Origin of the sequence: Domibacillus sp., assembly GCF_031181085.1 — a bacterium.
GTDB lineage: Bacteria > Bacillota > Bacilli > Bacillales > Domibacillaceae > Domibacillus.
Map to the genome: position 1 here is coordinate 30,533 of NZ_JAPSLE010000001.1, position 24,473 is coordinate 55,005.

Genomic DNA, 24,473 nt, shown 5'->3' on the forward strand with positions numbered 1-24,473 from the left:
CGGCAGTCGCAGGCGTGAAAGGACTTTTCTTTTTGCTTTAAAACGGGTATTTATACCTCTGTAAAGAAGAACCCTCTTGCCAATACGGACAATAAACCATTATTTGGAGGAGATCAATATGAGTCAAAATGCAAAAGCACCGGAATTGAAATTTGAAAATGAACCAGTTAAAAGAGCAGAGCCAATGAATGGTGCCGACCTATTTGTCGAAACATTGAAAAATGAAAACGTAGAAGTGATGTTTGGTTATCCAGGCGGTGCGGTTCTTCCATTATATGATGCACTTTATAAAAATCCGATCCGCCACATTCTTGCCCGGCATGAGCAGGCGGCTATCCATGCAGCAGAAGGATATGCCCGTGTTTCTGGCAAACCAGGTGTTGTATTGGCCACATCTGGTCCTGGAGCAACAAACCTTGTAACGGGTATTGCGGATGCCATGATGGATTCTCTGCCGCTTGTGATCTTTACAGGACAGGTAGCCACTGGCGTCATCGGATCAGATGCATTCCAGGAAGCCGATGTAATCGGTATTACAATGCCAATTACAAAACACAACTATCAGGTTCGCTCAATGGAAGATCTTCCAAGAATCGTCCATGAAGCTTTCCATATTGCTACAACCGGCCGTCCGGGTCCTGTTCTAATCGATATTCCAAAGGACATTGCAACGACAATCGGGAATGCAGAATTTGTAGATGAACTGAACCTGCCGGGATACCAGCCGAACTTTAAACCGAACAGCTTGCAGGTGAAAAAGCTTCGTGGCGCGCTCGCAAAAGCGAAAAAGCCGGTTATTTTAGCCGGTGCAGGTGTTCTTTTTGCAAAAGCATCTGGAGAATTGCTTGAATTTGTCGAAAAAATGCAAATTCCGGTTGTAAACACACTGCTTGGCCTTGGCGGATTTCCAGCTGATCATCCACTGTTCCTTGGAATGGGCGGAATGCATGGAACATACGCGGCCAACACAGCTCTTTATGAGGCAGACCTGCTGATCAATATCGGCGCTCGCTTCGATGACCGCTTAACTGGAAATCTGGCTCATTTTGCTCCGAATGCAACGGTCGCGCATATTGATATCGACCCGGCAGAGATTGGCAAAAACGTGCCGACCCATATCCCAATCGTAGCGGATGCAAGAGAAGCATTGAAAAAAATTCTCAGCCTTGATCTAGAAGTGCCGCAGGCAGAAGAATGGCGCCAAAAGCTTCAAAAAGACAAGGAAGAAAATCCGCTTTGGAATACAGAAGGCGGGGAAGGCATCTCTCCTCAATCGTTAATGCGCATTATTCATAATGTAACGAATGGAGACGCAGTAGTCACAACAGATGTTGGTCAGCACCAGATGTGGACAGCGCAATACTACGGATTCAAAAAACCAGACCAATGGGTAACATCAGGCGGGCTTGGGACAATGGGCTTTGGTTTCCCATCTGCGATCGGCGCGCAAATTGCAAAGCCGGATAAAACAGTCGTGGCGGTAGCCGGTGACGCAGGCTTCCAAATGACTTTGCAGGAGCTTGGACTTGTTGCAGAATTGAAGCTGCCGGTTAAAATTGTCATTTATAATAACCAGGCGCTTGGTATGGTACGCCAGTGGCAGGAAACATTCTACGAAGAGCGGTATTCTCAATCATTGATTCCGGTTCAGCCGGACTTTGTTAAACTGGCCGATGCTTATGGCATTCGCGGCTATGTCGTTACAACAGAGGAAGAAGCAGAAAAAGTTATGCGTGAAACGCTGACAGATAACGAGCCTGTATTGATCGATTGCCGTATTAAACCGAAAGAAATGGTTTATCCGATGATCGCACCAGGCAAAGGACTTCATGAAATGATCGGGGTGAAACCGCAATGAGAAGAATTGTAACAGCAACTGTGTTGAACCAAAGCGGTGTTTTAAACCGCATCGCCGGACTGTTTACACGCCGCCAATTTAATATTGAAAGCATTACAGTAGGTGCGACTGAAACAGAAGGCGTCTCAAAAATGACGTTCGTTGTCCAAGTGGAAGACGACCGCATGGTAGAGCAAGTTGTCAAACAGCTGCATAAGCAAATTGACGTGTTAAAAGTCAGTGACATTACTGAACAGGCAATTGTTACACGCGAGCTTGCTCTTATAAAAGTGATGACTACTCCGCAAACTCGGGCTGAAATCAACGTAATCATTGAACCATTCCGGGCGACCATTATTGATGTTGCACGGGATAGTGTGACCATTCAAGTTGTCGGAAACTTCGAGAAAATCGAAGCAATGATTGAACTTCTTCGTCCTTACGGCATCAAAGAAGTGGCACGTACGGGACAAACAGCGATTAAACGCGGTTCCCAGCGGTTTGTGTCAGACTCAAAACAGGTTTCTATTTTAAATTAAAATAAAAAACAAAAAAAACAATCTTGGAGGATGAAAAAAATGACAAAAGTTTATTACAATGGTGACATCAACGAAGCGGTACTTGCAAACAAAACAGTAGCTATCATCGGTTACGGTTCACAAGGGCATGCACACGCATTAAACCTTCGTGAAAGCGGCGTAAATGTTGTAGTAGGTCTTCGTCCAGGGAAATCATTTGATCAAGCAACAGCTGACGGCTTTGATGTAAAAACAGTTCGCGAAGCAAGTGCTGCAGCGGATATCATTATGATCCTTCTTCCAGATGAATATCAAACAGCAGTATACAAAGAAGAAATCGAGCCAGTATTAGAAGAAGGCAACGCGCTTGCATTCGCTCATGGCTTCAACGTTCATTTTAACCAAATCACACCGCCTGCAAACGTAGACGTATTCCTTGCTGCACCAAAAGGTCCTGGCCACTTAGTTCGCCGTACGTATGAGCAAGGTGCCGGTGTACCGGCATTGTTCGCAATCTATCAAGACTACACAGGCCAGGCAAAAGACATTGCTCTTGCCTACGCTAAAGGTGTTGGGGCAGGCCGTGCAGGTATTTTGGAAACAACATTCCGTGAAGAAACAGAAACAGATTTGTTCGGTGAGCAAGCCGTTCTTTGCGGCGGTACAGCTGAGCTTGTAAAAGCCGGTTTTGAAACGCTTGTAGAAGCTGGATATCAGCCGGAAATTGCTTACTTCGAGTGCCTGCATGAATTGAAGTTGATCGTAGACCTTATGTACGAAGGCGGTCTAGCAGGTATGCGCTACTCAATCTCTGATACAGCTCAATGGGGTGACTACGTATCAGGACCACGCGTTATCACAGCTGAAACAAAAGCACGCATGAAAGACGTTTTAACAGATATTCAAACAGGTAAGTTCGCTAAAGGCTGGCTGCAAGAAAACCAATTGAACCGTCCTGAGTTTACAGCCATTACTCGTCGTGAAAGCGAGCACCAGCTTGAAGTAGTCGGAAAAGAGCTTCGTGCCCTAATGCCATTCATCAAGCAAAACCAAAAAGCGGAAAGCGTGAAAAACTAATCGCTTTTCAACTAGTTTAAAGAAGTTATTTCAAGCAACGGAGGGATTTACGTGAAGAAGAAAATTGCTATTTTGCCGGGCGATGGAATCGGCCGGGAAATCGCATCAGGTGCCGCGTCTGCTCTTGAAGCAGTCGGTAAACGCTTTGGCCACGAATTTGAGATAGAATACGCTGATATTGGGGGTGCTGCAATTGATTCGCACGGGACGCCGCTGCCAGAATCAACGCTGGCACTTGCCAAAGAAAGTGATGCGATTTTGCTCGGTGCGGTAGGAGGTCCCAAATGGGACAGCCTGCCGTCGGCCCAACGCCCGGAGCGCGGCCTGCTTGCTATTCGGAAGGAGCTTGGCTTATTTGCCAACCTGCGTCCGATTCCATCATTCCAAACGCTTGTGCAATCTTCTCCGCTAAAGCCTGAAATTGCCGGAAAGGTCAATATGCTCATTGTGCGTGAATTGACGGGCGGCCTGTACTTCGGGAAACCGAGCGAACGCCGCGGTGAAAACAATGAAGTCGTAGTGGATACTCTTCAATATACACGGGCGGAAATCGAGCGCATCGTTATTAAAGCATTCGAATTCGCAAAAGCACGTGATGGGCGGCTTACATCCGTTGATAAAGCCAACGTGCTGGAGTCGAGCCGGATGTGGCGTGAAATTGTTAATGAAAAAGCAGCAGATTATCCAGAGGTTACAGTTGACCATATGTACGTTGATGCGGCAGCTATGAAGCTGATTTCTAGTCCAGGCCAGTTTGACGTTATCGTAACAGAAAACTTATTCGGCGATATCTTAAGCGATGAAGCGTCCATGATTACAGGTTCACTTGGCATGCTGCCATCGGCAAGTTTATCGGAAAGCGGCCTTGGGCTGTATGAGCCGGTTCACGGTTCGGCACCAGATATTGCCGGCCAGAACAAAGCCAATCCGCTGGCTATGATCCTGTCCACTGCTCTTATGCTGAAATATTCACTGGATATGCGCGCTGAAGGTGAAGCCATTGAGCGGGCTGTGCAATCTGTTTTAAATGACGGATACTGCACACCAGACTTGCAAATGGAAGGCAGCACAGTGGTAGGAACAGATAAAATGATTGAGCTTGTTACAAGCCGCATCGCTGAAGAAACGACAGCATCGGCCGGCGAAGTTGTATACATGTAAAGGAAACGCCACGTGGATTCAACCTTCTTCTGTAACATTTGCAGAAGAAGGCGGGGTCCTCGTTTTTTATCAAAATGCACATAAGAGGGGGGCTGTACAATGACGAAAAAAACGGTTATCGAAAAAATTTGGGAAAATCACGTTGTAAGCAGAGAAGAAGGGAAGCCGGATCTGCTCTACATCGATTTGCATCTTGTCCACGAAGTGACATCACCACAGGCATTTGAAGGATTACGTATGAACGGACGCCGTGTCAGACGGCCCGATTTAACATACGCCACTATGGATCACAACGTTCCAACAATCAATCGCCACATTGTCAATGACCCAATTTCCAAAACACAGATGGAAACATTAAAACAAAACTGCCGTGAGTTCGGCATTGAATTAGCCGATATTGATCACCCAGACCAAGGGATTGTGCACGTTATCGGGCCGCAGCTTGGTCTTACACAGCCGGGCAAAACAATCGTCTGCGGCGACAGCCACACATCCACGCATGGTGCGTTTGGTGCACTTGCTTTCGGTATCGGAACAAGTGAAGTAGAACACGTACTTGCTACCCAGACGATTTGGCAAAAGAAGCCGAAAACATTGCAAATTAAAGTAAATGGCAAGCTTGGTTTTGGTGTTCAAGCGAAAGATATTATATTAGCGATTATTGCAAAGTTTGGTGTGAATGCCGGGACGGGCTATGTAATGGAATTCACAGGTGAAGCTATTCGCTCTCTTTCTATGGAAGAGCGCATGACAATCTGCAATATGTCCATCGAAGCTGGAGCACGTGCAGGTCTTGTCAGCCCGGATATGACGACTGTTGAATATTTACGCGGCCGCCGTTATGCACCGCAGGGTGAAGAGTTTGAAGAAGCAGCGAAAATTTGGCTTGCTCTTGCATCTGATGAAGGTGCAGAATATGACAAAACGCTGGAAATCGACACTGCAGAAATTGAGCCGCAAATGACATGGGGAACGAACCCGTCAATGGGCAGCGGTATTTCAGGTGTTGTTCCGTCACCGGATAACTTTGAACGAGAAGCGGACAAAGAATCTGTACGCCATGCGCTTGAGTATATGGGACTTGAATCGGGTACGAAATTAACTGAAATTCCGGTTGATTATGTATTTATTGGTTCCTGCACAAACTCTCGTTTAAGCGATTTGCGTGCTGCTGCAGAAGTGGCAAAAGGCCGCAAGGTACAGGATCATGTAACAGCTATTGTTGTTCCTGGTTCTCAGACGGTTAAACAGCAGGCGGAAGCGGAAGGACTGGATCAAATTTTTATCAATGCCGGATTTGAGTGGCGTGAGTCAGGCTGCTCAATGTGCCTTGCTATGAATGATGATATTGTGCCTCCGGGCAAACGCTGTGCTTCTACATCTAACCGTAATTTTGAAGGCCGTCAAGGCAGCGGCGCCCGCACCCATCTTGTCAGCCCTTCAATGGCGGCAGCGGCGGCGGTAACGGGTCGCTTTACAGATGTACGTGAACTAGCAGGCGTAAACCAATAAGAAGGAGGAGCCGTTATGGAACCGATCAATCAATTTACAGGAACAGTATGCCCAATTAACCGGGCAAATATCGATACGGATCAAATTATTCCGAAACAGTTTTTAAAGCGCATCGAGCGTCAAGGTTTTGGCCAATTTGTTTTTTACAACTGGCGTTTTGATGATGAGGGCAATAAACGTGGAGATTTTATTTTAAATGACCCGCAATTTGCGGATTCTGAAATTCTAGTGGCCGGTGAAAACTTTGGATGCGGCTCTTCACGTGAGCATGCTCCGTGGGCTTTGCTTGATTATGGCTTCCGCGTCATTATTGCACCGAGCTACGCGGACATCTTCTACAACAATAGTGTTAAAAATGGAATTCTTGCGGTAAAGCTGACGGATGAGGAAGTAGAAACACTGCTTCAAAAATCTTCTACACCAGGCTTTAAGCTTCATATTAACCTTGAAGAGCAATCAGTGAGTGATGACAGCGGCTTTAAAGCTCACTTTGACATTGATCCGTACTGGAAGAAAATGTTGTTGAATGGCTGGGATGAGATCTCGGTTACGTTAACAGCTGAAGACCGCATTCGCCAGTTTGAAGAAAGAGTATACGGTAAACAATACAGCTAAATAAAAAAAGACCTTTCTACCAGAAAGGTCTTTTTTGGTTTATTAGAGCATAGATACAATCCATGATATGACAACAATAGCCCCAATGATCATTAAAATTGTTCTTAACATTCCGTTCACCCCACGCTTTATTTTGTTATACATAAGATTCCCTAAGGAGTGACAGCTTAAACGCAGAGAAGCAAAATGTTCAAGAATAAGAAGCATTCGTTCGTATATTGGTTTGGGAAAATAAACTGCTTTTTTAATATTTTGGGAATGATGGAGGAAAAAGCGGGAAAAGTGTAACGAGATACTACTTAAAGGAGGATACATAATGAACACTCGAATCGAAAGGGATACGATTGGGGAAATTCAGGTACCCGCGGATAAATACTGGGGTGCACAAACACAGCGGAGCTTAGAGAATTTTCCGATTGGCACGGAAAAAATGCCAATAGAAATGATTTACGCCTTTGCTCACTTAAAAAAAGCGGCTGCCATCGTAAACGAAAGTCTTGGAAAGCTGTCCGAAGAAAAAATGAGTGCAATTTCGGCAGCTTGTGACGATATTCTGAATGGTGATATTGGTCCCGAGCATTTCCCGCTGGTCGTCTGGCAGACCGGCAGCGGCACGCAATCGAATATGAACGTAAATGAGGTTGTAGCACGGCGCGCCTCTGAAATCGCGGGGAAAGAAGGATCCATTCACCCAAATGATGATGTAAATATGTCACAGAGTTCGAATGACACGTTTCCGACCGCCATGCATATTGCTTTGTATGATGAAACAGAAAAACGTTTAAAACCGGCCTTAAAGCAATTTAAAAAAACATTAAAGAAAAAAGAAAAAGCATTTATGGATATAATCAAAATCGGCCGTACCCATTTGCAGGATGCAACACCTTTATCCCTTGGGCAGGAAATATCCGGCTGGCGGCACATGATCGTCCGCAGTATCGATATGATTAAACTGGCCCAGCGGGAGCTGCTTCACCTGGCAATTGGCGGTACAGCGGTTGGTACCGGTATTAATGCCCATCCATCATTTGGTGAAAAAACAGCCGAACAGCTGGAAAAACAAACGGGCTATCCGTTTATTTCATCTCCTAATAAATTTCATGCACTGACAAGCCACGATGAAATTGTTTTTTTTCACGGTGCATTAAAAGCGCTGGCAGCAGATGCAATGAAAATTGCTAATGATGTAAGATGGCTTGCCAGCGGGCCGAGAAGCGGTATTGGAGAGCTGACGATTCCGGCGAATGAGCCGGGAAGCTCGATTATGCCTGGAAAGGTAAACCCGACCCAAAGTGAAGCGCTGACGATGGCTGCTGTTCAGGTATTTGGCAATGATGCTGCGGTTGGATTTGCAGCGAGCCAAGGAAACTTTGAATTAAATGTGTTTAAGCCAGTTATTGTGTATAATACGCTGCAGTCGATTCGTCTTTTAGCTGACGGTATTGTCTCATTTGATGAACGATGTGCAGTCGGTATTGAAGCGAATATGGGACGTATCCAATCTTTAATGGAGCAGTCACTGATGCTTGTAACGGCTTTAAACCCGCACATCGGTTATGAAAAAGCGGCAAGTATTGCGAAATCCGCTCACCAAAAGGGAACCACTTTAAAAGAAGCCGCTCTTGCATCCGGTTATGTAACCGAGGAGCAATATGAGCAGTGGATTGACCCGGCGAAAATGGTAAATCTGCCGAAAAAGAAATAAAAAACAATCCGCCTCAATATTTGAGGCGGATTGCTGGGTCATTACCCTATTACTTTTGGAAGCCGTTTAGTTGCTGTTCAGCCATGCGCACCAAACGTTTTGTGATTTCGCCACCAACTGAACCGTTAGCGCGTGATGTAGCGTCAGCACCTAGCTGTACACCAAATTCAGAAGCGATTTCGTACTTCATTTGGTCGATAGCTTGTTGTGCTCCTGGTGCAAGTAATTGGTTAGAACTGTTGTTGTTTGCCATAACTGTTCATCTCCCTTTTTTTAATTGGCCGGGTACTAACGGAGTTGCACCGCTACGATAAATCGTCCGGACTGCCGGATAAGACCCGTTGTTGATTGTAATCCTAGTATGGATTGAACTCTTTTCTTTATCCGCAATATTTGTAGGTAGTTGTTTCCACTAAAGGAAAATGCCTGTGGCAAGCGTTTTGGAAAGGGCTGTGCTATACTATGGATACAAAAAAACTGGCTTATAAAGTAAAAAGGGAGAGCAGAACGGGGAGATGGACGATGAAAACATACAATCGTGATGTGAAAAATCGGCTGAGCCGTATTGAAGGCCAAGTGCGCGGAGTTATGAAAATGGTGGAGGAAGACAAAGACTGCCGTGAAGTTGTCACGCAGCTTTCCGCCATTCGTTCCGCAGTCGACCGTTCAATCGGCTTAATTGTCGCGCAAAACCTGGAAGCATGTATTCGTAGTGCCCATGAAAACGGCGAAAAAGCCGATGATGCCATTCAAGCAGCAGTGAATATGATTGTAAAAAGCAGATGAAAAAACGATGCCGGCTCCCATTGGAACGGCATCGTTTTTTATAAAGAAAGGCGGGAAAACGTTGGGCATATTGTGGCTGGTATTGTTTATGGGGGTGATTGGAGCGCTGATCGGCGGTATAACAAATGCTATAGCGATCCGTATGTTGTTTCGGCCATATAAGGAATACTACATTAGCAAATGGCGCGTTCCCTTTACACCAGGGTTGATTCCAAAAAGAAAAGCGGAGCTTGCCAGGCAGATTGGAAAAGTGGTGGATGAACATCTGCTTACTCCAAGCAGTATTGAACAAAAGATGACAGAACCTGAATTTCGGGAAGAAATAAGAGCGGTTGTACAGACAGAGGCGAAAAAGTGGCTTCGGTCGGAGATAACGATTGCTGAGATCTTTCAAAAAGCACACATTTCACGGCCAGAGAAAAAAATAGAAGCGCATCTTCAAAAATGGATGGATGAAAAGTACGCAAACATAAAAGATTTTTACACAGATCAGCCTGTTAAAGAATCACTGCCGGCTGAGTGGCTGGACCGGGCAGAAGCAAGAATACCCGACATTTCATCATACCTTTTAACAAAAGGAGCTGGTTATTTTTCCAGTGATGAAGGCCGGCACCGGGTAAAACGGATGACAAACGATCTTTTATCAGAATGGGGACGAATCGGCAGCATGATTCGGATGGTGGTAGGCAATACATCCCTTGAGGAAAAAATTCGTCTCGAGATTGTAAAGTTCTTTATAAGTCCGGGAGCAAAAGATCTGGTCAATACGATGCTGAAAAACGAATGGGAACGAATGATTGACTGGAACTGGTCACATGTACTTGAACATTTTTCAGATGAAAAAGCGCTTCAAAAAACGAAAGTGTTTATCCTAAATCAGCTTAATATAGCAGAATTATTGGACCGGCCAGTATCTCTTTATTTGGCGCCATACGAAGAAAAGCTTATACACGACTTTGTCCCAAAGCTTGCGGAGGAGGGATTGGCAAGAGCAGCAAAACGCGTTCCTTCTGTTATGCAAAAGCTGGAAATTGACGGCATTGTCCGCAGCCAGATTGAAGCATTTTCAACCGAACGGCTCGAAAGAATTGTTCTTGAAATTGCTCATCGCGAATTAAAAATGATTACATGGCTCGGAGCTCTGCTCGGCGGCTTAATCGGCATTTTGCAGGCTTTGATTATGTCAGTGCTCCCTTTATAAAGGGAGCGTCTGTTTATTCAAAATACTTCAAATTTTGGCTCCTTTTCGGTATGATAAAGGTGAAAAAGGGGAGGCGGCAAAATGAGACATATACTTTGTTCCATTGAACACGAAACAGCTTATATTGGTTTGAATCGTCCAAATGTGCTGAATGCCCTCAACGTGGAGATGCTGAAAGAGCTACGCAGCTGTTTAAAAGAAATCAGCCGGAATGATGAAGTGGATATAGTCATTTTATCAGGGACAGGCCCTGTATTTTCAGCAGGCGGAGACATAAAAGAAATGCTATCAGCAGCGAATGAAATGCCATTTGAGCCCGTTATGGAACTTATCTCAGACATCGCCCTTTATTTTTACACCATGCCGAAGCTGACGATCGCAGCGATTCATGGAGCAGCTGCTGGGCTTGCATTAAGCATTGCTTTGGCAGCAGATTTTGTTTTATGCGAAACGGATTCCAGACTTGCTGTGAATTTTATTGAAATGGGTCTTATACCAGACGGAGGCGGACATTTTATGCTTGAGAACCGGCTCGGTGCTGCAAAAGCCAAGAAAATCATTTGGGATGGCAAAGTAATCAGCGGAGCGGAAGCAGCGGAGATCGGACTGGCAGATCGTTCTGTCACGCCTGGCACTGTTGGGAAAGAAGTGGAATATTTAATTAAAGAATTACAGCAAAAGCCTATTCAAGCCATGATCAAAACAAAGAAAATTATAGCAGATATGAACAGGCTGCAGCTGTTAAAAACGTTAGAGCTTGAAAAGCAGGGCCAGTTAAAAATGCGGAGAAGCACCGACCATCAGGAAGGAATAGCGGCATTTTTAGAAAAAAGAAAGCCGGTATTTAACCGGCGGACAAAGGGCGCATTCATTAATTGAATGCGCTTTCTAATTACTCAGTATGAAAAAGCAGCAACCTCCCGTCCAAAGACGTACAACGATATGTTTTATCCTCACCGGCGAGCTTTTGAATCAGCTCAAAGCTGTGTATTTTTGCTGCTTCGTCTGAATCCGCTTCAAAGGACTGATCGAACAGCTTTTTTCCGTTTTTTTCGAAGACAGTCAGCCTATACATGTTCAGCTTCAATCCTCCTTTATGTTGTTTCAATCATTGTATAAAATAAGGATGAAACAAAAAAGGGGCAGGAACAAGAAAGAACATATGATCTATGGTATAATAGAAAGAAACGATGCAGGGAATAAGGAGGACGGTGCAATGGGAAAAGGCATTACACAGTATGAAGCAGGAGAAAGTGTTGACTGCTTTCTGATGATCCGCTCAGCGGTAAAAAGCACAGCGGTTAATGGAAATCCGTATTTAACGCTTATGCTTCAAGATACAAGCGGAGAAATTGAAGCAAAGCTATGGGATGCAAAAGAAGAAACAATCAAAATGTATACGCCGCAGACGATCGTAAAAGTGGCGGGAGATATTCAAAATTACCGGGGCCGTATGCAGCTGAAGCTTCGGCAGATTCGTCCAGCTTCTCCACAGGACGGAATGGATGCGGGTGACTTCGTTGAAACAGCACCGCTCAGCCAGGAAGAGATGACGGAAACGATTACCCAGTTTATTTTTGAAATGAAAAATCCTCATATTCAGCGTATTACACGCGCGCTGTTGAAAAAATACCATCAGCCGTTTTTAGAGTATCCGGCTGCAACAAAAAACCATCACGAATTTGTTTCAGGGCTTGCATACCATGTTGTATCAATGCTGCAGCTGGCAAAATCCATTGCCGATCTTTATCCATCGCTCGACCGCGACTTGCTGTATGCAGGTGTGATTTTACATGACCTTGGCAAGGTCATTGAACTTTCAGGGCCGGTAGCAACAACGTACACAGCAGAAGGGAACTTAATCGGCCATATTTCCATTATGGTTAATGAAATCGGCCAAATGGCGAAAGAGCTTGGTATTGAAGGAGAAGAAGTGATGGTGCTTCAGCATATTGTGCTGTCTCATCACGGAAAAGCGGAATGGGGGAGTCCGAAGCCTCCGATGATCAAAGAAGCGGAAATGCTTCACTATATTGACAATCTTGACGCTAAAATGAATATGCTCGACCGTGCACTTGAACGGGCGAAGCCGGGCGAGTTTACTGAACGGATTTTTCCGCTGGATAACCGAACTTTTTACAAGCCGCGCTTTTCGAATTAAGAAAAAAGCACCCGTACGGGTGCTTTTTTGTTATTTTGCTTCTTCTGTCTGAGCAGCATCGCTGTTTGTTGTATCTTCCGTTGTAGCGGCATTGTCTTCTGTTGTGGTTCCTTCTTCAGTTGGAGCAGTTTCCTCTGTCGTTGTAGCGTCTTCCGTGTCAAAAGCGCCTTTAAAGTCTTCGTCTTTCACTTCTACATCAGCGTCTTTCATCACTTTATCCAGCTTTTCTTGAAGCGCTGCAGAGTCTACTTTAGACTTTTTCAGTTCTTCTGTCATTTGGCTCTTCATTTTTTCAAATGAAGCTTTTTCTTTTTGATCCGTAATTTTAATGATATGGTATCCATAATCTGATTTAACCGGCTCACTTACTTGATTTACTTTCAAAGTGCTCAGTGCTTTTGTAAATTCAGGTACAAATTGCGCGCGGCCGGCATTGTCGATCCAGCCAAGGCTGCCGCCATTTTCGGCAGATCCGGTATCCGTTGAGTATTCTTTCGCAAGTTCCGCAAAGTCGCCGCCATCAGCCAATTTCTGCTTTACTTCTTTTGCTTTGGCTTCATCTTCTACAAGAATATGGCTGACTTGAATTTCCGGCTGCCATGAATCGTAATATTCTTTGACTTCTTTATCCGTTACTTTTATATCGGCAAGCGCTGCTTTTTCACGAAGAAGCTCGAGCTTTAGGAACTCTTTAAAGCCATCTTCATCAAGTCCGTATTGAGCCAAGAACATTTCATACTGGTCGCCCAGCTGTTCTTTTGCCGTTTTCACTTCTTTATCAAGCTCTTCATCCGTCACTTCATATTTGTCGGAAAGAACTTTTTTCTGCATTAGTTCCTGCAAGGCCTGTTCCATTTGCGGGCCGTATTTTTCTTTCATTTCTGCGTAAAGCTCCATGTCCGTTACGTCGCCTGCTTTTGATGTAGCGATAACGTTTCCTTCACTGTTTCCACAGCCGGAAAGCGCCAGCACGCCTGCTGCAAGCGATAATGGCAATGCCCATTTCTTCATGCAAAAAACAACTCCCTAATGTTCATTTAATCTCTATTCCACAGACAACTATAACACAGTTGCCGGCTTGGGAAAAGAAAAGACCCGTCTTCTGAAAAAGAACAGGCCTATACATATAATATTTCAATGTAAGAAGAGCAAAGTAAAATAACCATCAAAATATTTACGGTCCGGAATATTTTTTCATGCCGCTCTTCCGGAATTTCCTTTTGAATACACAGTAAGTTTGTCATTCGATTTATATGATACAAAATAAAGACGGAGAAAAGAATAAATGTAATAATTAATGCCGCCATATGATGCCCCCTCTGTAAGCTCTGTACCTTTAACTATATCAAAAGGTCGAAAAAATTGAAAATAGAACCCGCTTATAATGCTTCTATGAATCCATTTATTTCGATACCAGTACTTCCATTAATGCCTAATCACTGCATGGTAGGGGAAAGAAGACGAAGCTTCTCAGAAAGAAATTCAAGCAGAACCTTGCTGGCATAGGCGGGCAGCGGTTTTTACACGGTCATATCAAAAACAATTCCTTTAAGCGAAACAGCTTTGAAAAAGAACAGGATGTTAAGATTGGCCGGCCATGACGTCTGCGGCAGGCTGGCCCAATCAGGATGAAAAGCGGGGAACCGTTTATTTGAACGGCTCTGGAGAAAAAGAACGAACCGCTTTTCCCGCATAAAAAAGCATCCGGCCAGCAGTCTGCTTACTCGGACGCCTGTGAACGTTTAGCCCGCTTTAACTCTCCGTTTTCTTCATCGAAGTCCCGTTCGATATTGTGAATAGAGGTCTCGAAAATATTCATAAAATCATCCCCGTAAATATTTCTAATAATCGCCATTAGTTCGACCATATCGGGGAACTTTCCAAATAATTCGCGCAGCGGCGCAGTACCAGAGAAGACGAGGTTGGATTCAGGCTCATACTGCTCCATTAAATCAAAAATTAATTCTTGGCCGGCCGGCGTAATTTCGATATATGTATTTCGTTTGTCATCTTCTTTTTTAGAAAATGTCAAAAGCCCGCGTTCCTCTAGTTTTTTAGAGAAGTTAAACGCCGTAGATACATGCATAACACCGAAATTAGCCACATCGGAGATAGAAGCCCCTTGTAAATGATGAGCAATCCATAAAATATGGTGTTCGTTAATATTTAAATCATAAGGTTTAATCCAGCGCTGCCAGTCTTTTTCGACTGCTTTCCATAGCGCTTTTGAAAGCTGGGCCATCCGCTGGCTGAACATAAATGCTTCTTTCATTGTATAATGATGGGTCGATGCAGAATCGTTTGCTTTATGAATGTCGTCCACCTCAAATCTATTATTTCATTGCTTTATATTATGCCAATAAAATAAAAAAATAGAAAGAGGAAATTAACGAAAATTTTTGAATAAGCTGAAAAATAAAATAAACGAAAAGGGAATTCCCTTTTCGTTTATTTTATTTGCCTGAGCCCGGCGGCTGCGGCAGAGTTTCCTGCAGGTCTTCAACAGTATGTTGAATATTGGAAATTTCTTTTTGAAGTGTTTTAACATTTGGCTCAATACTTTCTTTCCAAAGAGCCGCATTTGTTTTTAAACTATTTACTTTTTCAGGAACTTCCTGTTTCGCTGTTTGAACAAGACGCTTAACGGACTCTTTTACCTGGCCGGCATTATCCTTGATTTCCATCGAAGCCAGCTTGGCGGACACTTGCTTGTTTTTTAAATTTTTACGTGTTTCCTGTCCGCTTGCCGGCGCATTCAACAGTGCTACCGCCGCACCGCCGGCAAGTCCAGCTGCAAATCCTGCAAATAGGGCTTTCTTATTCATATTTTCCACCTCTTTAGTCATGTTATTCGTATCTACTCATACATATATGAATTATCGTTCCCGAAAAAAGAATCGGACAAACATAGGTCAGCGGCTTCTTCCTAAAGGCGAGAATGGATCAAAGAAGCAATTTGTGCTAAATCGTACTGGCCATTACTTTCTTTAAATGAAGGATGGAAGCCGTCATCTGTTCCGTAACGCGGAATTAAGTGCATATGGTAATGAAAAACCGTCTGTCCGGCTGTTTCACCGTTATTGTTTAATAAATTTAACCCTTTAGGAGAGAAGGCAGCTTGAATGGCCTTCGCTACTTTCTGTACCGATTCGAAGAAAGGGCCGGCTGTTTCTGGATGAAGCTCGAAAAGGTTTTCGTGATGTGCTTTTGGGATCACCAGTGTATGCCCTTTTGTTACCTGGCTGATATCGAGAAAAGCATAGACATTTTCGTCTTCGTATACTTTTGCTGACGGAATGTCTCCTTTTATAATTTTACAAAATATGCAGTTGTCCATGATTCAGCACTCCTTTTATGTATTGGCTAAGAAAAGTGTAGCATACATTCCAGGTGCAGGGAACTATGTGCAAAAGGGATAATTTTGATATGATACGGGTAACGATTTGAGGAGAAAGGACGTTGTCGAATGTCATTATTATCTGTGGAAAATATTACCGGAGGGTATACCCGGAAACCAGTACTGCACGACGTTTCATTTCAAGTCGGCAAGGGCGAGCTTGTCGGGCTGATCGGATTAAACGGAGCCGGTAAAAGTACAGCTATTAAGCATATTATTGGCTTAATGGAGCCGACGAAAGGAAGCGTTTCGATCAATGGGCGCACTCTTGAAGAAAATCCATCCGTGTACCGGCGCCAGTTTTCATTTATACCGGAAACACCGGTGCTTTACGATGAGCTGACGCTTGAGGAACATATGCGGTTAACAGCCGCTGCTTATGGCTTATCAGAAGCGGAGTATGAAAAACGCATTGGTCCGCTTTTAAAAGAATTTCGTCTCGATGCAAAGATGAAATGGTTTCCGGCTCACTTTTCAAAAGGAATGAAACAGAAAGTGATGATTATGGGCGCGTTTTTAACGGAACCGGCACTTTATATTATCGACGAGCCATTTGTAGGACTTGACCCGCTCGGTATCCGTTCGCTTCTCGATTTAATGGATAACATGAAAAGAAGCGGTGCGGGCATTTTAATGTCCACACACATCCTGGCGACGGCGGAAAAGTATTGTGATAGGTTTGTGATTTTACATGAAGGGCACGTGCGCGCGAAAGGTACAATGGAAGAGCTGCGCCGTAATTTCAGTATGCCGGATGCTGCACTGGACGATATTTATGTAGAATTGACGAAGGAAGCAGCACTATGAAGTTTTCAGCGAACGATTTGTTTAAAGAACGTGCTTCCGCATATTATGCGGAAATCCGCAAATATACACGTTATATGTTTAATGATCATCTGGCTTTTGTGCTCGTTTTTGCGCTTGGGGCGGTTTTGTACTATTACAGCGGCTGGATACGCACCATTGATGAATCATTTCCGGCCCCTTTTATTATGGCAGCTGTGCTCGGTGCCGTGCTTGCCTGGAGCCCCGTTTACACCTATATAAAGCCGCCTGATACGGTGTACCTGCTTCCGCTTGAAAGTGAATTGAAAGCTTATTTTCAAAAAGCAGTGTGGACGAGCTTTGCAGCACAAAGCTATGTGCTCATTGCGCTGTTGGCTTTTGCTATGCCAATGTACGCAAAAGCCGCGGGAACAGGATATGAAAACTTTTTTGTATTTTTAGGCGCTGTTTTGGCCGCGAAGATTTGGAATTTATTTTGTCGTTTTCGTGCGTTAAACACACTGACAGGCCAAACACGAACAATGGATATAGCAGTTCGTTTTCTGCTGAACGTCTCTTTTCTATCGGCTGTTTTTTTAACGGAATATGCATGGGCCGGTGCCGCTGTGCTGCTTGGTCTGCTATGGCTGTTTTATATAAGACGGCTCGGAAACCGTCCTTTAAAATGGGAATTGCTGGCTGAGCTTGAAGGAAAAAGAATGGCGGCTTTTTACCGGCTGGCGAATATGTTTACAGATGTGCCGCATTTGCGTGGAACGGTAAAGCGCCGTGCCTGGCTGGATGGCCTGCTGCCGGGACCAGAAAAGGGCACGTACACGTATCTGCTTTTCCGGACCTTTGTGCGGATGAATGAATATATTGGATTGTTTGTCCGGCTGACTGTGATCGCTGCATTGATTATCACCTTAAGCGGCCTGCTGCCGATTCAGCTCATTTCTGCGCTGCTCTTTTTGTACTTAACCGGATTTCAATTACTGCCTATTTGGGCCAAACACGGCTATCTGATCTGGCCGAAACTTTATCCGGAAGGGGAAGATGGAAAGCAAAGGGCACTTCAGCTTTTGCTGATGCGTGTACTGCTGATTCAATCGGTTGTATTCGGCATCGCCGCCCTGTCAGGCGGATGGCTGGAAGCCGCTATTGTTTTGTCTGTGTCTATTACGTTCACGCTTTTCTTTGTTTGGATATATACACCAGGTCGGTTGAAAAAAATGAATCGTTTTTAAAAGAGGGTTTTGTATGGTACTAGTTCATTGGTCATGCTACACTGTTGAAAAACATACAGGGGTGTAGAGGGTGCTTCGGATTAGTTTAGTTTGTTTAATTTTATTTGCGGTTTTATTATTTGGATTTGATTCTGGCTGGGCATCAGGCATCGACCGCGCTATGCTCGATGCTTTTGAGGGAGATTCTTTTTTTACCCCTTTCAGCGTGCTTGGCTCTCAAGCTGTTTTAAGCGGAGGGGCTATTCTGCTTATTGTATTCCTGTTTTGGAAGCGAAACATAGCAGGTGTGACGGCCGTTTTGATTGGTGTAGGACTCGGAAATGTACTAAATAAAGCATTGAAAGAGTGGGTCGCCCGCGAGCGGCCGCCCTTTCCGCATGGAGAAGATGGGTTCAGCTTTGTCAGCGGCCATGCCATGATCGGGCTTATTTTTTATTTGTTTGTGGCCTACTTTCTTTGCTTATATGTGAAAAAAACCATTTCTTTTTATGCGGCTGCACTGCTGCTTGCCTTTTTAGCAGGCGCCAGCCGGGTAGCGGGTCATGCCCACTATGCAACGGATGTAGCAGCTGGCTGGCTGCTGGGCGGTGGGATTTTTCTGCTGATTGCTTTTTTCTTAAACAAGCGGCTTAATCGCCGCCTTCAAGCATAAAAACGGCAAGAAGCCAGGGGGTACCCCCTGGCTGTTATTGTTCGTTTGGAATAGTAAAGGTTGTTACGTAAGATTCACCGGAAAAGATATTTGGCTTTTTATCAAGCCCGCCTTCGGTACCACGCTTTTTGTGTGCTTCATTAAATGCCTGGGAGGATTTCCAATTTTCAAACGACGCCGGATCTTCCCATTGTGTAAAAATAACGTACGTATCTGATTTAATTGGGCGCAGAACTCTAATTGAGAGAAATCCTGGCTGATTCTCAATCGCGCCTGCCCGGTTTTTAAAGCGGTGTTCAAATAAAGGGCGGCCTTCGTCCGTTACAGGGATATTGTTTAAAACAACATAACCGCGGTTTACCAGTTCTCCAGAAGCATCCACGACTTCATAGCGGCGCGGGGTTGAAAAAACCGTTTTGCCGCTTGTTTCATGAACAAGGGCCGCGCCCTGGGCACCGTCCATCAGTAAAATATTTTCTTTACTGTGCTTTTTCTGGATGGTTTTTAAAAAGTCATACGTTCCGGTTGTAATAAACACATTCATCTCCAATCACCTCACGTTCTAGTATATCTTTTTTTGTACCCTTCTTTCCAATTTCCACACGTTATTTTGGCAAATTTGCGAACAGTACACCTCTTTAGTGAAAAGTACCATATTGTAAGCTATAATACATAATAGTAATTCTAATCTGTCATAGTTGAAAGGTGGCTCTCAATCTATATGAGGCATTTGAATGATACATTTTTAAAAGCGGCACGGGGAGAAAAAACAGACTATACACCCGTCTGGTTTATGCGCCAGGCAGGACGTTCACAGCCGGAATACCGGAAGCTGAAGGAAAAATATTCGCTTTTTGAAATTACACACCATCCGGAAATTTGTGCGTATGTTACACGCCTGCCGGTTGAGCAGTACGATGTTGATGCAGCGATTCTTTATAAAGATATTATGTCCCCGCTTCCGTCTATTGGAGTGGATGTAGATATAAAATCTGGGATCGGCCCGGTGATTTCAAATCCGATCCGCTCGCTGCAGGACGTAGAAAAACTTGGAGAGATCGACCCGGAAAGCGACGTGCCTTATGTGCTTGAGACCATCCGGCTGCTGACAGAAGAGCAGTTGAACGTCCCATTAATTGGTTTTGCCGGTGCGCCTTTTACGCTGGCCAGTTATATGATCGAAGGCGGGCCATCCAAAAACTACAATAAAACAAAAGCATTTATGTACGCGGAGCCAAAAGCATGGTTCGCGCTTATGGATAAACTCGCGGACATGACGATTACATATGTTCGTTCCCAAGTTAAAGCAGGCGCCAAAGCCATACAGATTTTTGATTCGTGGGTAGGTGCGCTAAACGTATCTGATTACCGGACGTTTATTAAACCGGTGATGGAACGGATTTTCAGCGGGCTTCGTTCAGAAGGGGTGCCGCTGATTATGTTTGGAGTAGGCGCGAGCCATTTAGCAAAAGAGTGGCATGACCTTCCGCTTGATGTAGTCGGACTCGACTGGCGCACCCAAATCGCTGAAGCAAGAGAAATGGGCTTGACCAAAACATTGCAGGGGAACCTGGACCCTGCCATTTTACTGGCTCCGTGGGAAGTCATTGAAGAGCGTACGAAGGCGATTTTAGATCAGGGGCTGGCGTCACCGGGCCATATTTTCAATCTTGGGCACGGTGTATTCCCGGAAGTAAATCCGGATACGTTAAAGCGTCTGACGGCATTTGTTCATGAATATACGGCACGATAAGCCATTTGTTTTAACGAATCTTTTTCTCATGTCATACTAGGCAAAAGAAGCAATGAATCAAACGAGGTGGAAGCAGCATGACTAAAAAACAGATGGGCCTTCTTGTGATGGCGTACGGAACGCCTTATAAAGAAGAAGATATTGAACGATACTATACGCATATCCGGCACGGCCGCAAGCCGTCAGAGGAAGCGCTGGCAGATTTGCGAGGCCGCTATGAAGCCATTGGCGGTATTTCGCCGCTTGCTAAAATTACCGAAGAGCAGGCGCAGAAGCTTACAGATTTCTTAAACAATATGCAGCAGGAAATCGAATTCAAGCTGTATATTGGCTTAAAGCACATCGAGCCTTTTATTGAAGATGCTGTACATCAAATGGAGCAGGACGGCATTGAAGAAGCTGTTTCAATCGTATTGGCGCCGCACTTCTCTACGTTTAGCGTAAAGTCATATAATGAGCGGGCGGCTGAAGCGTCAGCGAATATTAACGGACCTTCCATTACGTCAATTGAAAGCTGGTATCAGGAGCCTAAATTTATTCAATACTGGGCAGATCAAATTGAAGCAACGCTTCAAACGATGAGCGAGGAAGAAAGAAAGAACTTTGTACTGATTGTATCCGCGCACAGCCTGCCGGAAAAAATCATTGCAGCAGGTGATCCGTATCCACAGCAGCTGAAAGAAACAGCCGACTTAATTGCCGGCGCAGCGGGCGTTGAGCAGTATGCTGTTGGCTGGCAAAGTGCCGGCAATACGCCGGAGCCATGGATTGGCCCGGATGTTCAGGATTTAACGCGTGATTTATATGAGCAAAACGGCTATAAGGCGTTTATGTATGTGCCGGCCGGATTTGTGGCGGATCATCTTGAAGTGCTGTACGATAATGATTATGAATGCCGGGTTGTTACAGATGAAATCGGTGCTGGATACTACCGTCCAGCCATGCCAAACGCCCGTCCGGAATTTATTGAGGCGCTTGGTGCTGTAGTCATGAAGCACTTAAAAGAAGAAGGAAAACTATAATATCTATCCCGCCGTTTTTCGGCGGGATTTTTTATTGACAAGCAAAGAAGGGGAGCATAAAATAAGCATCAGAATTAAATGACCAAATTGTTATTTTGGTCAAAAAGAGGTGAAGAAGTGGTGTCGGAACGGAAAAAAGATGTTATTGAAGCCGCAACAAAATCGTTTACAATGTTTGGCTACAAGGCCACCACAATGGACCAGGTGGCGAAACTGGCCAATGTCGGCAAAGGCACTATTTATACCTTTTTTAAAAATAAAGATGAATTATTTCAAGATATTTGGGTGACATTGATCGAAGAAATGAAAGAAGCGGCAGAAGCCGTCATTGACCCGTCACATTCCTTCCAGGAAAATGTTCATCTGGCGCTGTTTGAAATGCTTGTTTTCCGCACAAAGCATCAGCTTGCGATCAAGCTGTTCCAGGAAGAAAAGGAAATGGGTACACCCGCAGCAGCCGAGGCATTAAAAAAAATGGAAGATGCCATTGTCGCTTATATTGCCGCTAAAGCGAAAGAAGCGATGGAGAAAAATGAAATTGAGCAGACAGATCCGGAGATAGCAGCTTTTGTGATGCTGAAGCTTTATGTTACGCTCGTAGCGGACTGGGAGCGGCGCGGCCGCACGCTGTCAAAAGAAGAAATTGCTAAACTGTTTGAGCTGTTTATATTTAAAGGACTGTCCCGGTAAGGGGCTTTCTTTTTGAAATAAAATGACCGGATGAACGATTTGGTCAACATGGAGGTAATCATATGTTTTGGAAAGAAATAAAAGAAATCGGCCAAAATCGAATGCTGCGCATTTCGATCATTGCCATTATGCTGATTCCGCTTTTGTATTCCGGTATTTTTTTATGGGCATTTTGGGACCCATACGGACATTTGGACCAGCTGCCGGTTGCAGTTGTTAATAACGATAAGGGAGCGGATTACGAAGGAGAAAACCTTCATATTGGTGATGATCTCGAGAAAGAGCTCCAAAAAAGCAATGATTTTGATTTCCACATCGTCACCAAAAAAGAAGCACTCGACGGTTTAAAACAGCAGAAATATTATATGATGATTGAAATACCTGAAAACTTCTCCCAAAACGCTACGACATTAATGGATGCAAAACCGGAAAAGCTTGAATTAATTTATACGCCAAATGAAAGCTACAATTTTGTTTCTTCGCAAATTGGCCAGTCTGCGATGAAAGAAATCCGGGCTTCTGTTCAAAAGGACGTCACAAAAACGTATGCAAAGTCGATGTTTGACGCTGTTAAGAAAATGGGAGAGGGTTACACAGAAGCTGAAAAAGGGGCCGAAAAGCTTGACGAAGGCGCGCTGAACATAACAAAAGGCACGAGTGAATTGAAAAAAAATCTGGCCGACCTTGCGAACAATTCGGTTTCGTTTGCTTCGGGAGTAGACAAAGCAACGGAAGGGTCGAAGCAGGTCGCAAGCGGAGCGGCCTCTCTTTCCAGCGGCCTTAGTCAGCTTGCAGACGGACAGGCAAAGCTTGCAGACGGAGGACAGAATCTGCAGGCGGGCATCGATCAGCTTGCTGCCGGGTCGGCTTCTCTTAAAGACGGGCTTGTATCAGCAAATGACAGTATGCCGAAGCTGATAGACGGAACCGCTGCTGCAAAAAGCGGCGTAGACCAATTTCGCGAACAGGTTCCAGTCCTGGCGGATGGAGCTGCTTCTCTTGCTTCAGGCGCAGATAAATTAAACGCTGGCATGGATCAATTTGAAGCAAAGTTGAAAAGTCAAATCAGTGCAGCGCAAAAAGCCCAAATGGATGAGCTGCTGCCGGTGTTATCACAGGTGATGACGGAAGAACAGATTGCTGCTATGCAAACAAAAATGGCTGCGCAGCAGGAAAAGTTGAATGAAGGCATTTCAGCGGGGGTTGATGAGCTGCAAGGTGGAAGCAGCCAGATTGGATCAGGAGCACGGGAATTAAATAAATCAGTTTCACAGACGATGCCTGGCAAGCTGGATGAATTATCGGCTGGACTTGGAGAGATACAAAAAGGCCAGCAGCAGCTACAGGCGGGTCTTGGGAATCTCCAGTCGGGAGCCGCTGCACTAAATGAAGGCACGAAAAATCTTCAATCAGGCAGCGGGACACTCGTAACCGGATTAAATACGCTGACCGAAAAAACAGCCGAAGCGAAATCAGGAGCCGATACACTGGCAAAAGGAGCGGGTGACCTCTCAACCGGATTATCGGAGCTTGCCGGCGGGTCCCATCAGTTATCTGACGGGGTAGGGAAGCTGGCTGACGGTTCTGCGGAGCTCGCCAGAGGATCTGCTGATCTGGAACAAGGAACAAAAAAATTGAAGGCGGAATTGTCAAAAGCAGCGGGTGAAGCAGGAGATGTGAAAGCTGATGATGAGACGTATAATATGATGGCAGAACCAGTGCAGGTAGAAAAAGAATCCTTACACAAAGTGCCAAACTACGGAACAGGCATGGCGCCTTATATGCTGTCACTCGGCTTGTTTGTTGGTGCGATTATGCTGACGATTATTTTCCCGCTCAAAGAAGCGCCGGAGCAGCCGAAAAGCGGACTTGCCTGGTTTCGTGGAAAGCTTGGTATCTTTCTGCTTGTCGGTGTGTGTCAGGCAGCAGCTGCATCAATCTTTTTGCTCGGCGTACTTCATTTGCATGTGCAAAGCGTACCGCGCTTTTTTATATTGGCGTTTATCGCGAGCGCTGCTTTTATGACGCTCATTCAAATGCTGGCCACGATCCTTGGCAATCCAGGCCGTTTTGCAGCAGTGCTTATTTTGATCAGCCAGTTGACAGCGAGCGGCGGAACGTTCCCGCTCGAGCTTATTCCGAAAGCACTGCAGCACTTGACCAGCTTTTTGCCAATGGCTTATTCGATCAATGCGTTTAGAGCTGTTATTTCAAGTGGTGATTATACATTTATGTGGCAGAATGCCGCTGTTTTAATTGGATTTGCCCTGTTTAATATAACGGTAACTGCTTTGTATTTCCGCGGCCAGTACAAAAAGCAGTATGGGCGGCTTGAAGCAGCATGAGACGGCTTCATCCGTCTTTTTCGAATAAT

Annotated in this window: 26 protein-coding genes; 18 read left to right on the forward strand and 8 right to left on the reverse strand. The window is 44.8% G+C overall.

Annotation, left to right across the window (positions count from 1 at the left end; translation table 11 throughout):
* The first annotated feature begins 118 nt into the window (after positions 1-118).
* The 7 genes from ilvB to fumC all read left to right on the forward strand — a co-directional run bounded on the left by ilvB (position 119) and on the right by fumC (position 8,425).
* Positions 119-1,858: an acetolactate synthase large subunit gene (gene ilvB, locus RIN81_RS00225; protein WP_309086784.1), complete on the forward strand. Its 1,740-nt coding sequence runs from the start codon at positions 119-121 to the stop codon at positions 1,856-1,858.
* Positions 1,855-2,376, forward strand: a complete 522-nt coding sequence (ilvN, locus tag RIN81_RS00230) for an acetolactate synthase small subunit (RefSeq protein WP_242232426.1) — start codon at positions 1,855-1,857, stop codon at positions 2,374-2,376. The genes ilvB and ilvN overlap by 4 nt, the downstream gene beginning before the upstream one ends.
* A 39-nt stretch (positions 2,377-2,415) precedes the next feature.
* Positions 2,416-3,432 (forward strand): ketol-acid reductoisomerase, encoded by a 1,017-nt coding sequence (gene ilvC, locus RIN81_RS00235; RefSeq protein ID WP_251270588.1) that lies wholly within the window; start codon positions 2,416-2,418, stop codon positions 3,430-3,432.
* A gap of 51 nt (positions 3,433-3,483) precedes the next feature.
* Positions 3,484-4,593, forward strand: coding sequence for a 3-isopropylmalate dehydrogenase (gene leuB, locus RIN81_RS00240; protein ID WP_251270587.1), 1,110 nt, complete (start codon positions 3,484-3,486; stop codon positions 4,591-4,593).
* Positions 4,594-4,692: 99 nt separating this feature from the next.
* On the forward strand, positions 4,693-6,105 hold the full coding sequence (leuC, locus tag RIN81_RS00245) for a 3-isopropylmalate dehydratase large subunit (protein WP_309086785.1): 1,413 nt from the start codon (positions 4,693-4,695) through the stop codon (positions 6,103-6,105).
* 15 nt (positions 6,106-6,120) lie between these two features.
* Positions 6,121-6,720 carry a 3-isopropylmalate dehydratase small subunit gene (gene leuD, locus RIN81_RS00250; protein WP_309086786.1) on the forward strand — a complete coding sequence of 200 codons (600 nt, stop codon included), beginning with the start codon at positions 6,121-6,123 and terminating at the stop codon, positions 6,718-6,720.
* Positions 6,721-7,036: 316 nt separating this feature from the next.
* On the forward strand, positions 7,037-8,425 hold the full coding sequence (fumC, locus tag RIN81_RS00255; RefSeq protein ID WP_309086787.1) for a class II fumarate hydratase: 1,389 nt from the start codon (positions 7,037-7,039) through the stop codon (positions 8,423-8,425).
* Between the two features lie 49 nt (positions 8,426-8,474).
* Here the strand turns inward: fumC and RIN81_RS00260 are convergent, their stop codons facing one another.
* Positions 8,475-8,678, reverse strand: a complete 204-nt coding sequence (locus tag RIN81_RS00260) for an alpha/beta-type small acid-soluble spore protein (RefSeq protein WP_242232420.1) — start codon at positions 8,676-8,678, stop codon at positions 8,475-8,477.
* A gap of 269 nt (positions 8,679-8,947) precedes the next feature.
* On the opposite strand from RIN81_RS00260, the gene RIN81_RS00265 reads away from it, so the two are divergent.
* The 3 genes from RIN81_RS00265 to RIN81_RS00275 all read left to right on the forward strand — a co-directional run bounded on the left by RIN81_RS00265 (position 8,948) and on the right by RIN81_RS00275 (position 11,291).
* A complete protein-coding gene (locus RIN81_RS00265; protein WP_242232419.1) occupies positions 8,948-9,211 on the forward strand; it encodes a metal-sensitive transcriptional regulator in 264 nt (87 codons plus the stop codon).
* A gap of 61 nt (positions 9,212-9,272) precedes the next feature.
* Complete coding sequence (locus RIN81_RS00270) at positions 9,273-10,412, forward strand: DUF445 domain-containing protein (RefSeq protein ID WP_309086788.1); 1,140 nt, start codon at positions 9,273-9,275, stop codon at positions 10,410-10,412.
* A gap of 81 nt (positions 10,413-10,493) precedes the next feature.
* Positions 10,494-11,291: an enoyl-CoA hydratase gene (locus RIN81_RS00275; RefSeq protein ID WP_309086789.1), complete on the forward strand. Its 798-nt coding sequence runs from the start codon at positions 10,494-10,496 to the stop codon at positions 11,289-11,291.
* 13 nt (positions 11,292-11,304) lie between these two features.
* On the opposite strand, the gene RIN81_RS00280 is transcribed toward RIN81_RS00275, so the two are convergent.
* On the reverse strand, positions 11,305-11,487 hold the full coding sequence (locus tag RIN81_RS00280; RefSeq protein ID WP_309087478.1) for a YhzD family protein: 183 nt from the start codon (positions 11,485-11,487) through the stop codon (positions 11,305-11,307).
* A 141-nt stretch (positions 11,488-11,628) separates the two neighbouring features.
* Between RIN81_RS00280 and yhaM the strand changes: the two genes are divergently transcribed.
* Positions 11,629-12,573: a 3'-5' exoribonuclease YhaM gene (gene yhaM / locus RIN81_RS00285; protein ID WP_309086790.1), complete on the forward strand. Its 945-nt coding sequence runs from the start codon at positions 11,629-11,631 to the stop codon at positions 12,571-12,573.
* 30 nt (positions 12,574-12,603) lie between these two features.
* Here yhaM and RIN81_RS00290 read toward each other — a convergent pair whose 3' ends face one another.
* The 5 genes from RIN81_RS00290 to RIN81_RS00310 form a co-directional block, all read right to left on the reverse strand.
* Positions 12,604-13,584, reverse strand: coding sequence for a peptidylprolyl isomerase (locus RIN81_RS00290; RefSeq protein WP_309086791.1), 981 nt, complete (start codon positions 13,582-13,584; stop codon positions 12,604-12,606).
* A 107-nt stretch (positions 13,585-13,691) separates the two neighbouring features.
* Positions 13,692-13,880 (reverse strand): hypothetical protein, encoded by a 189-nt coding sequence (locus RIN81_RS00295; RefSeq protein ID WP_242232413.1) that lies wholly within the window; start codon positions 13,878-13,880, stop codon positions 13,692-13,694.
* Between the two features lie 413 nt (positions 13,881-14,293).
* Positions 14,294-14,887 carry an HTH-type transcriptional regulator Hpr gene (locus tag RIN81_RS00300; protein ID WP_375164481.1) on the reverse strand — a complete coding sequence of 198 codons (594 nt, stop codon included), beginning with the start codon at positions 14,885-14,887 and terminating at the stop codon, positions 14,294-14,296.
* Between the two features lie 139 nt (positions 14,888-15,026).
* Positions 15,027-15,398 (reverse strand): YtxH domain-containing protein, encoded by a 372-nt coding sequence (locus RIN81_RS00305; protein ID WP_309086792.1) that lies wholly within the window; start codon positions 15,396-15,398, stop codon positions 15,027-15,029.
* A gap of 101 nt (positions 15,399-15,499) precedes the next feature.
* Positions 15,500-15,910: an HIT family protein gene (locus RIN81_RS00310; protein ID WP_309086793.1), complete on the reverse strand. Its 411-nt coding sequence runs from the start codon at positions 15,908-15,910 to the stop codon at positions 15,500-15,502.
* 129 nt (positions 15,911-16,039) lie between these two features.
* Between RIN81_RS00310 and RIN81_RS00315 the strand changes: the two genes are divergently transcribed.
* The 3 genes from RIN81_RS00315 to RIN81_RS00325 all read left to right on the forward strand — a co-directional run bounded on the left by RIN81_RS00315 (position 16,040) and on the right by RIN81_RS00325 (position 18,634).
* On the forward strand, positions 16,040-16,777 hold the full coding sequence (locus tag RIN81_RS00315) for an ABC transporter ATP-binding protein (protein ID WP_309086794.1): 738 nt from the start codon (positions 16,040-16,042) through the stop codon (positions 16,775-16,777).
* Positions 16,774-17,982, forward strand: a complete 1,209-nt coding sequence (locus RIN81_RS00320) for an ABC transporter permease (RefSeq protein ID WP_309086795.1) — start codon at positions 16,774-16,776, stop codon at positions 17,980-17,982. Before RIN81_RS00315 ends, RIN81_RS00320 begins: the two co-directional genes overlap by 4 nt.
* Positions 17,983-18,052: 70 nt before the next feature.
* The gene (locus tag RIN81_RS00325; RefSeq protein WP_309086796.1) at positions 18,053-18,634 is read left to right on the forward strand and encodes a phosphatase PAP2 family protein; all 582 of its coding nucleotides are present in this window, start codon (positions 18,053-18,055) and stop codon (positions 18,632-18,634) included.
* 34 nt (positions 18,635-18,668) lie between these two features.
* Here the strand turns inward: RIN81_RS00325 and RIN81_RS00330 are convergent, their stop codons facing one another.
* Positions 18,669-19,178 (reverse strand): antibiotic biosynthesis monooxygenase family protein, encoded by a 510-nt coding sequence (locus RIN81_RS00330; RefSeq protein ID WP_309086797.1) that lies wholly within the window; start codon positions 19,176-19,178, stop codon positions 18,669-18,671.
* A gap of 177 nt (positions 19,179-19,355) precedes the next feature.
* On the opposite strand from RIN81_RS00330, the gene hemE reads away from it, so the two are divergent.
* The 4 genes from hemE to RIN81_RS00350 all read left to right on the forward strand — a co-directional run bounded on the left by hemE (position 19,356) and on the right by RIN81_RS00350 (position 24,444).
* Positions 19,356-20,387, forward strand: a complete 1,032-nt coding sequence (gene hemE / locus RIN81_RS00335; protein ID WP_309086798.1) for a uroporphyrinogen decarboxylase — start codon at positions 19,356-19,358, stop codon at positions 20,385-20,387.
* A gap of 77 nt (positions 20,388-20,464) precedes the next feature.
* Positions 20,465-21,409, forward strand: coding sequence for a ferrochelatase (gene hemH / locus RIN81_RS00340; RefSeq protein WP_309086799.1), 945 nt, complete (start codon positions 20,465-20,467; stop codon positions 21,407-21,409).
* A 78-nt stretch (positions 21,410-21,487) separates the two neighbouring features.
* Positions 21,488-22,099: a TetR/AcrR family transcriptional regulator gene (locus tag RIN81_RS00345; protein WP_375164471.1), complete on the forward strand. Its 612-nt coding sequence runs from the start codon at positions 21,488-21,490 to the stop codon at positions 22,097-22,099.
* Between the two features lie 62 nt (positions 22,100-22,161).
* Positions 22,162-24,444: a YhgE/Pip family protein gene (locus RIN81_RS00350; RefSeq protein WP_309086800.1), complete on the forward strand. Its 2,283-nt coding sequence runs from the start codon at positions 22,162-22,164 to the stop codon at positions 24,442-24,444.
* The last annotated feature ends 29 nt before the right edge of the window (positions 24,445-24,473 follow it).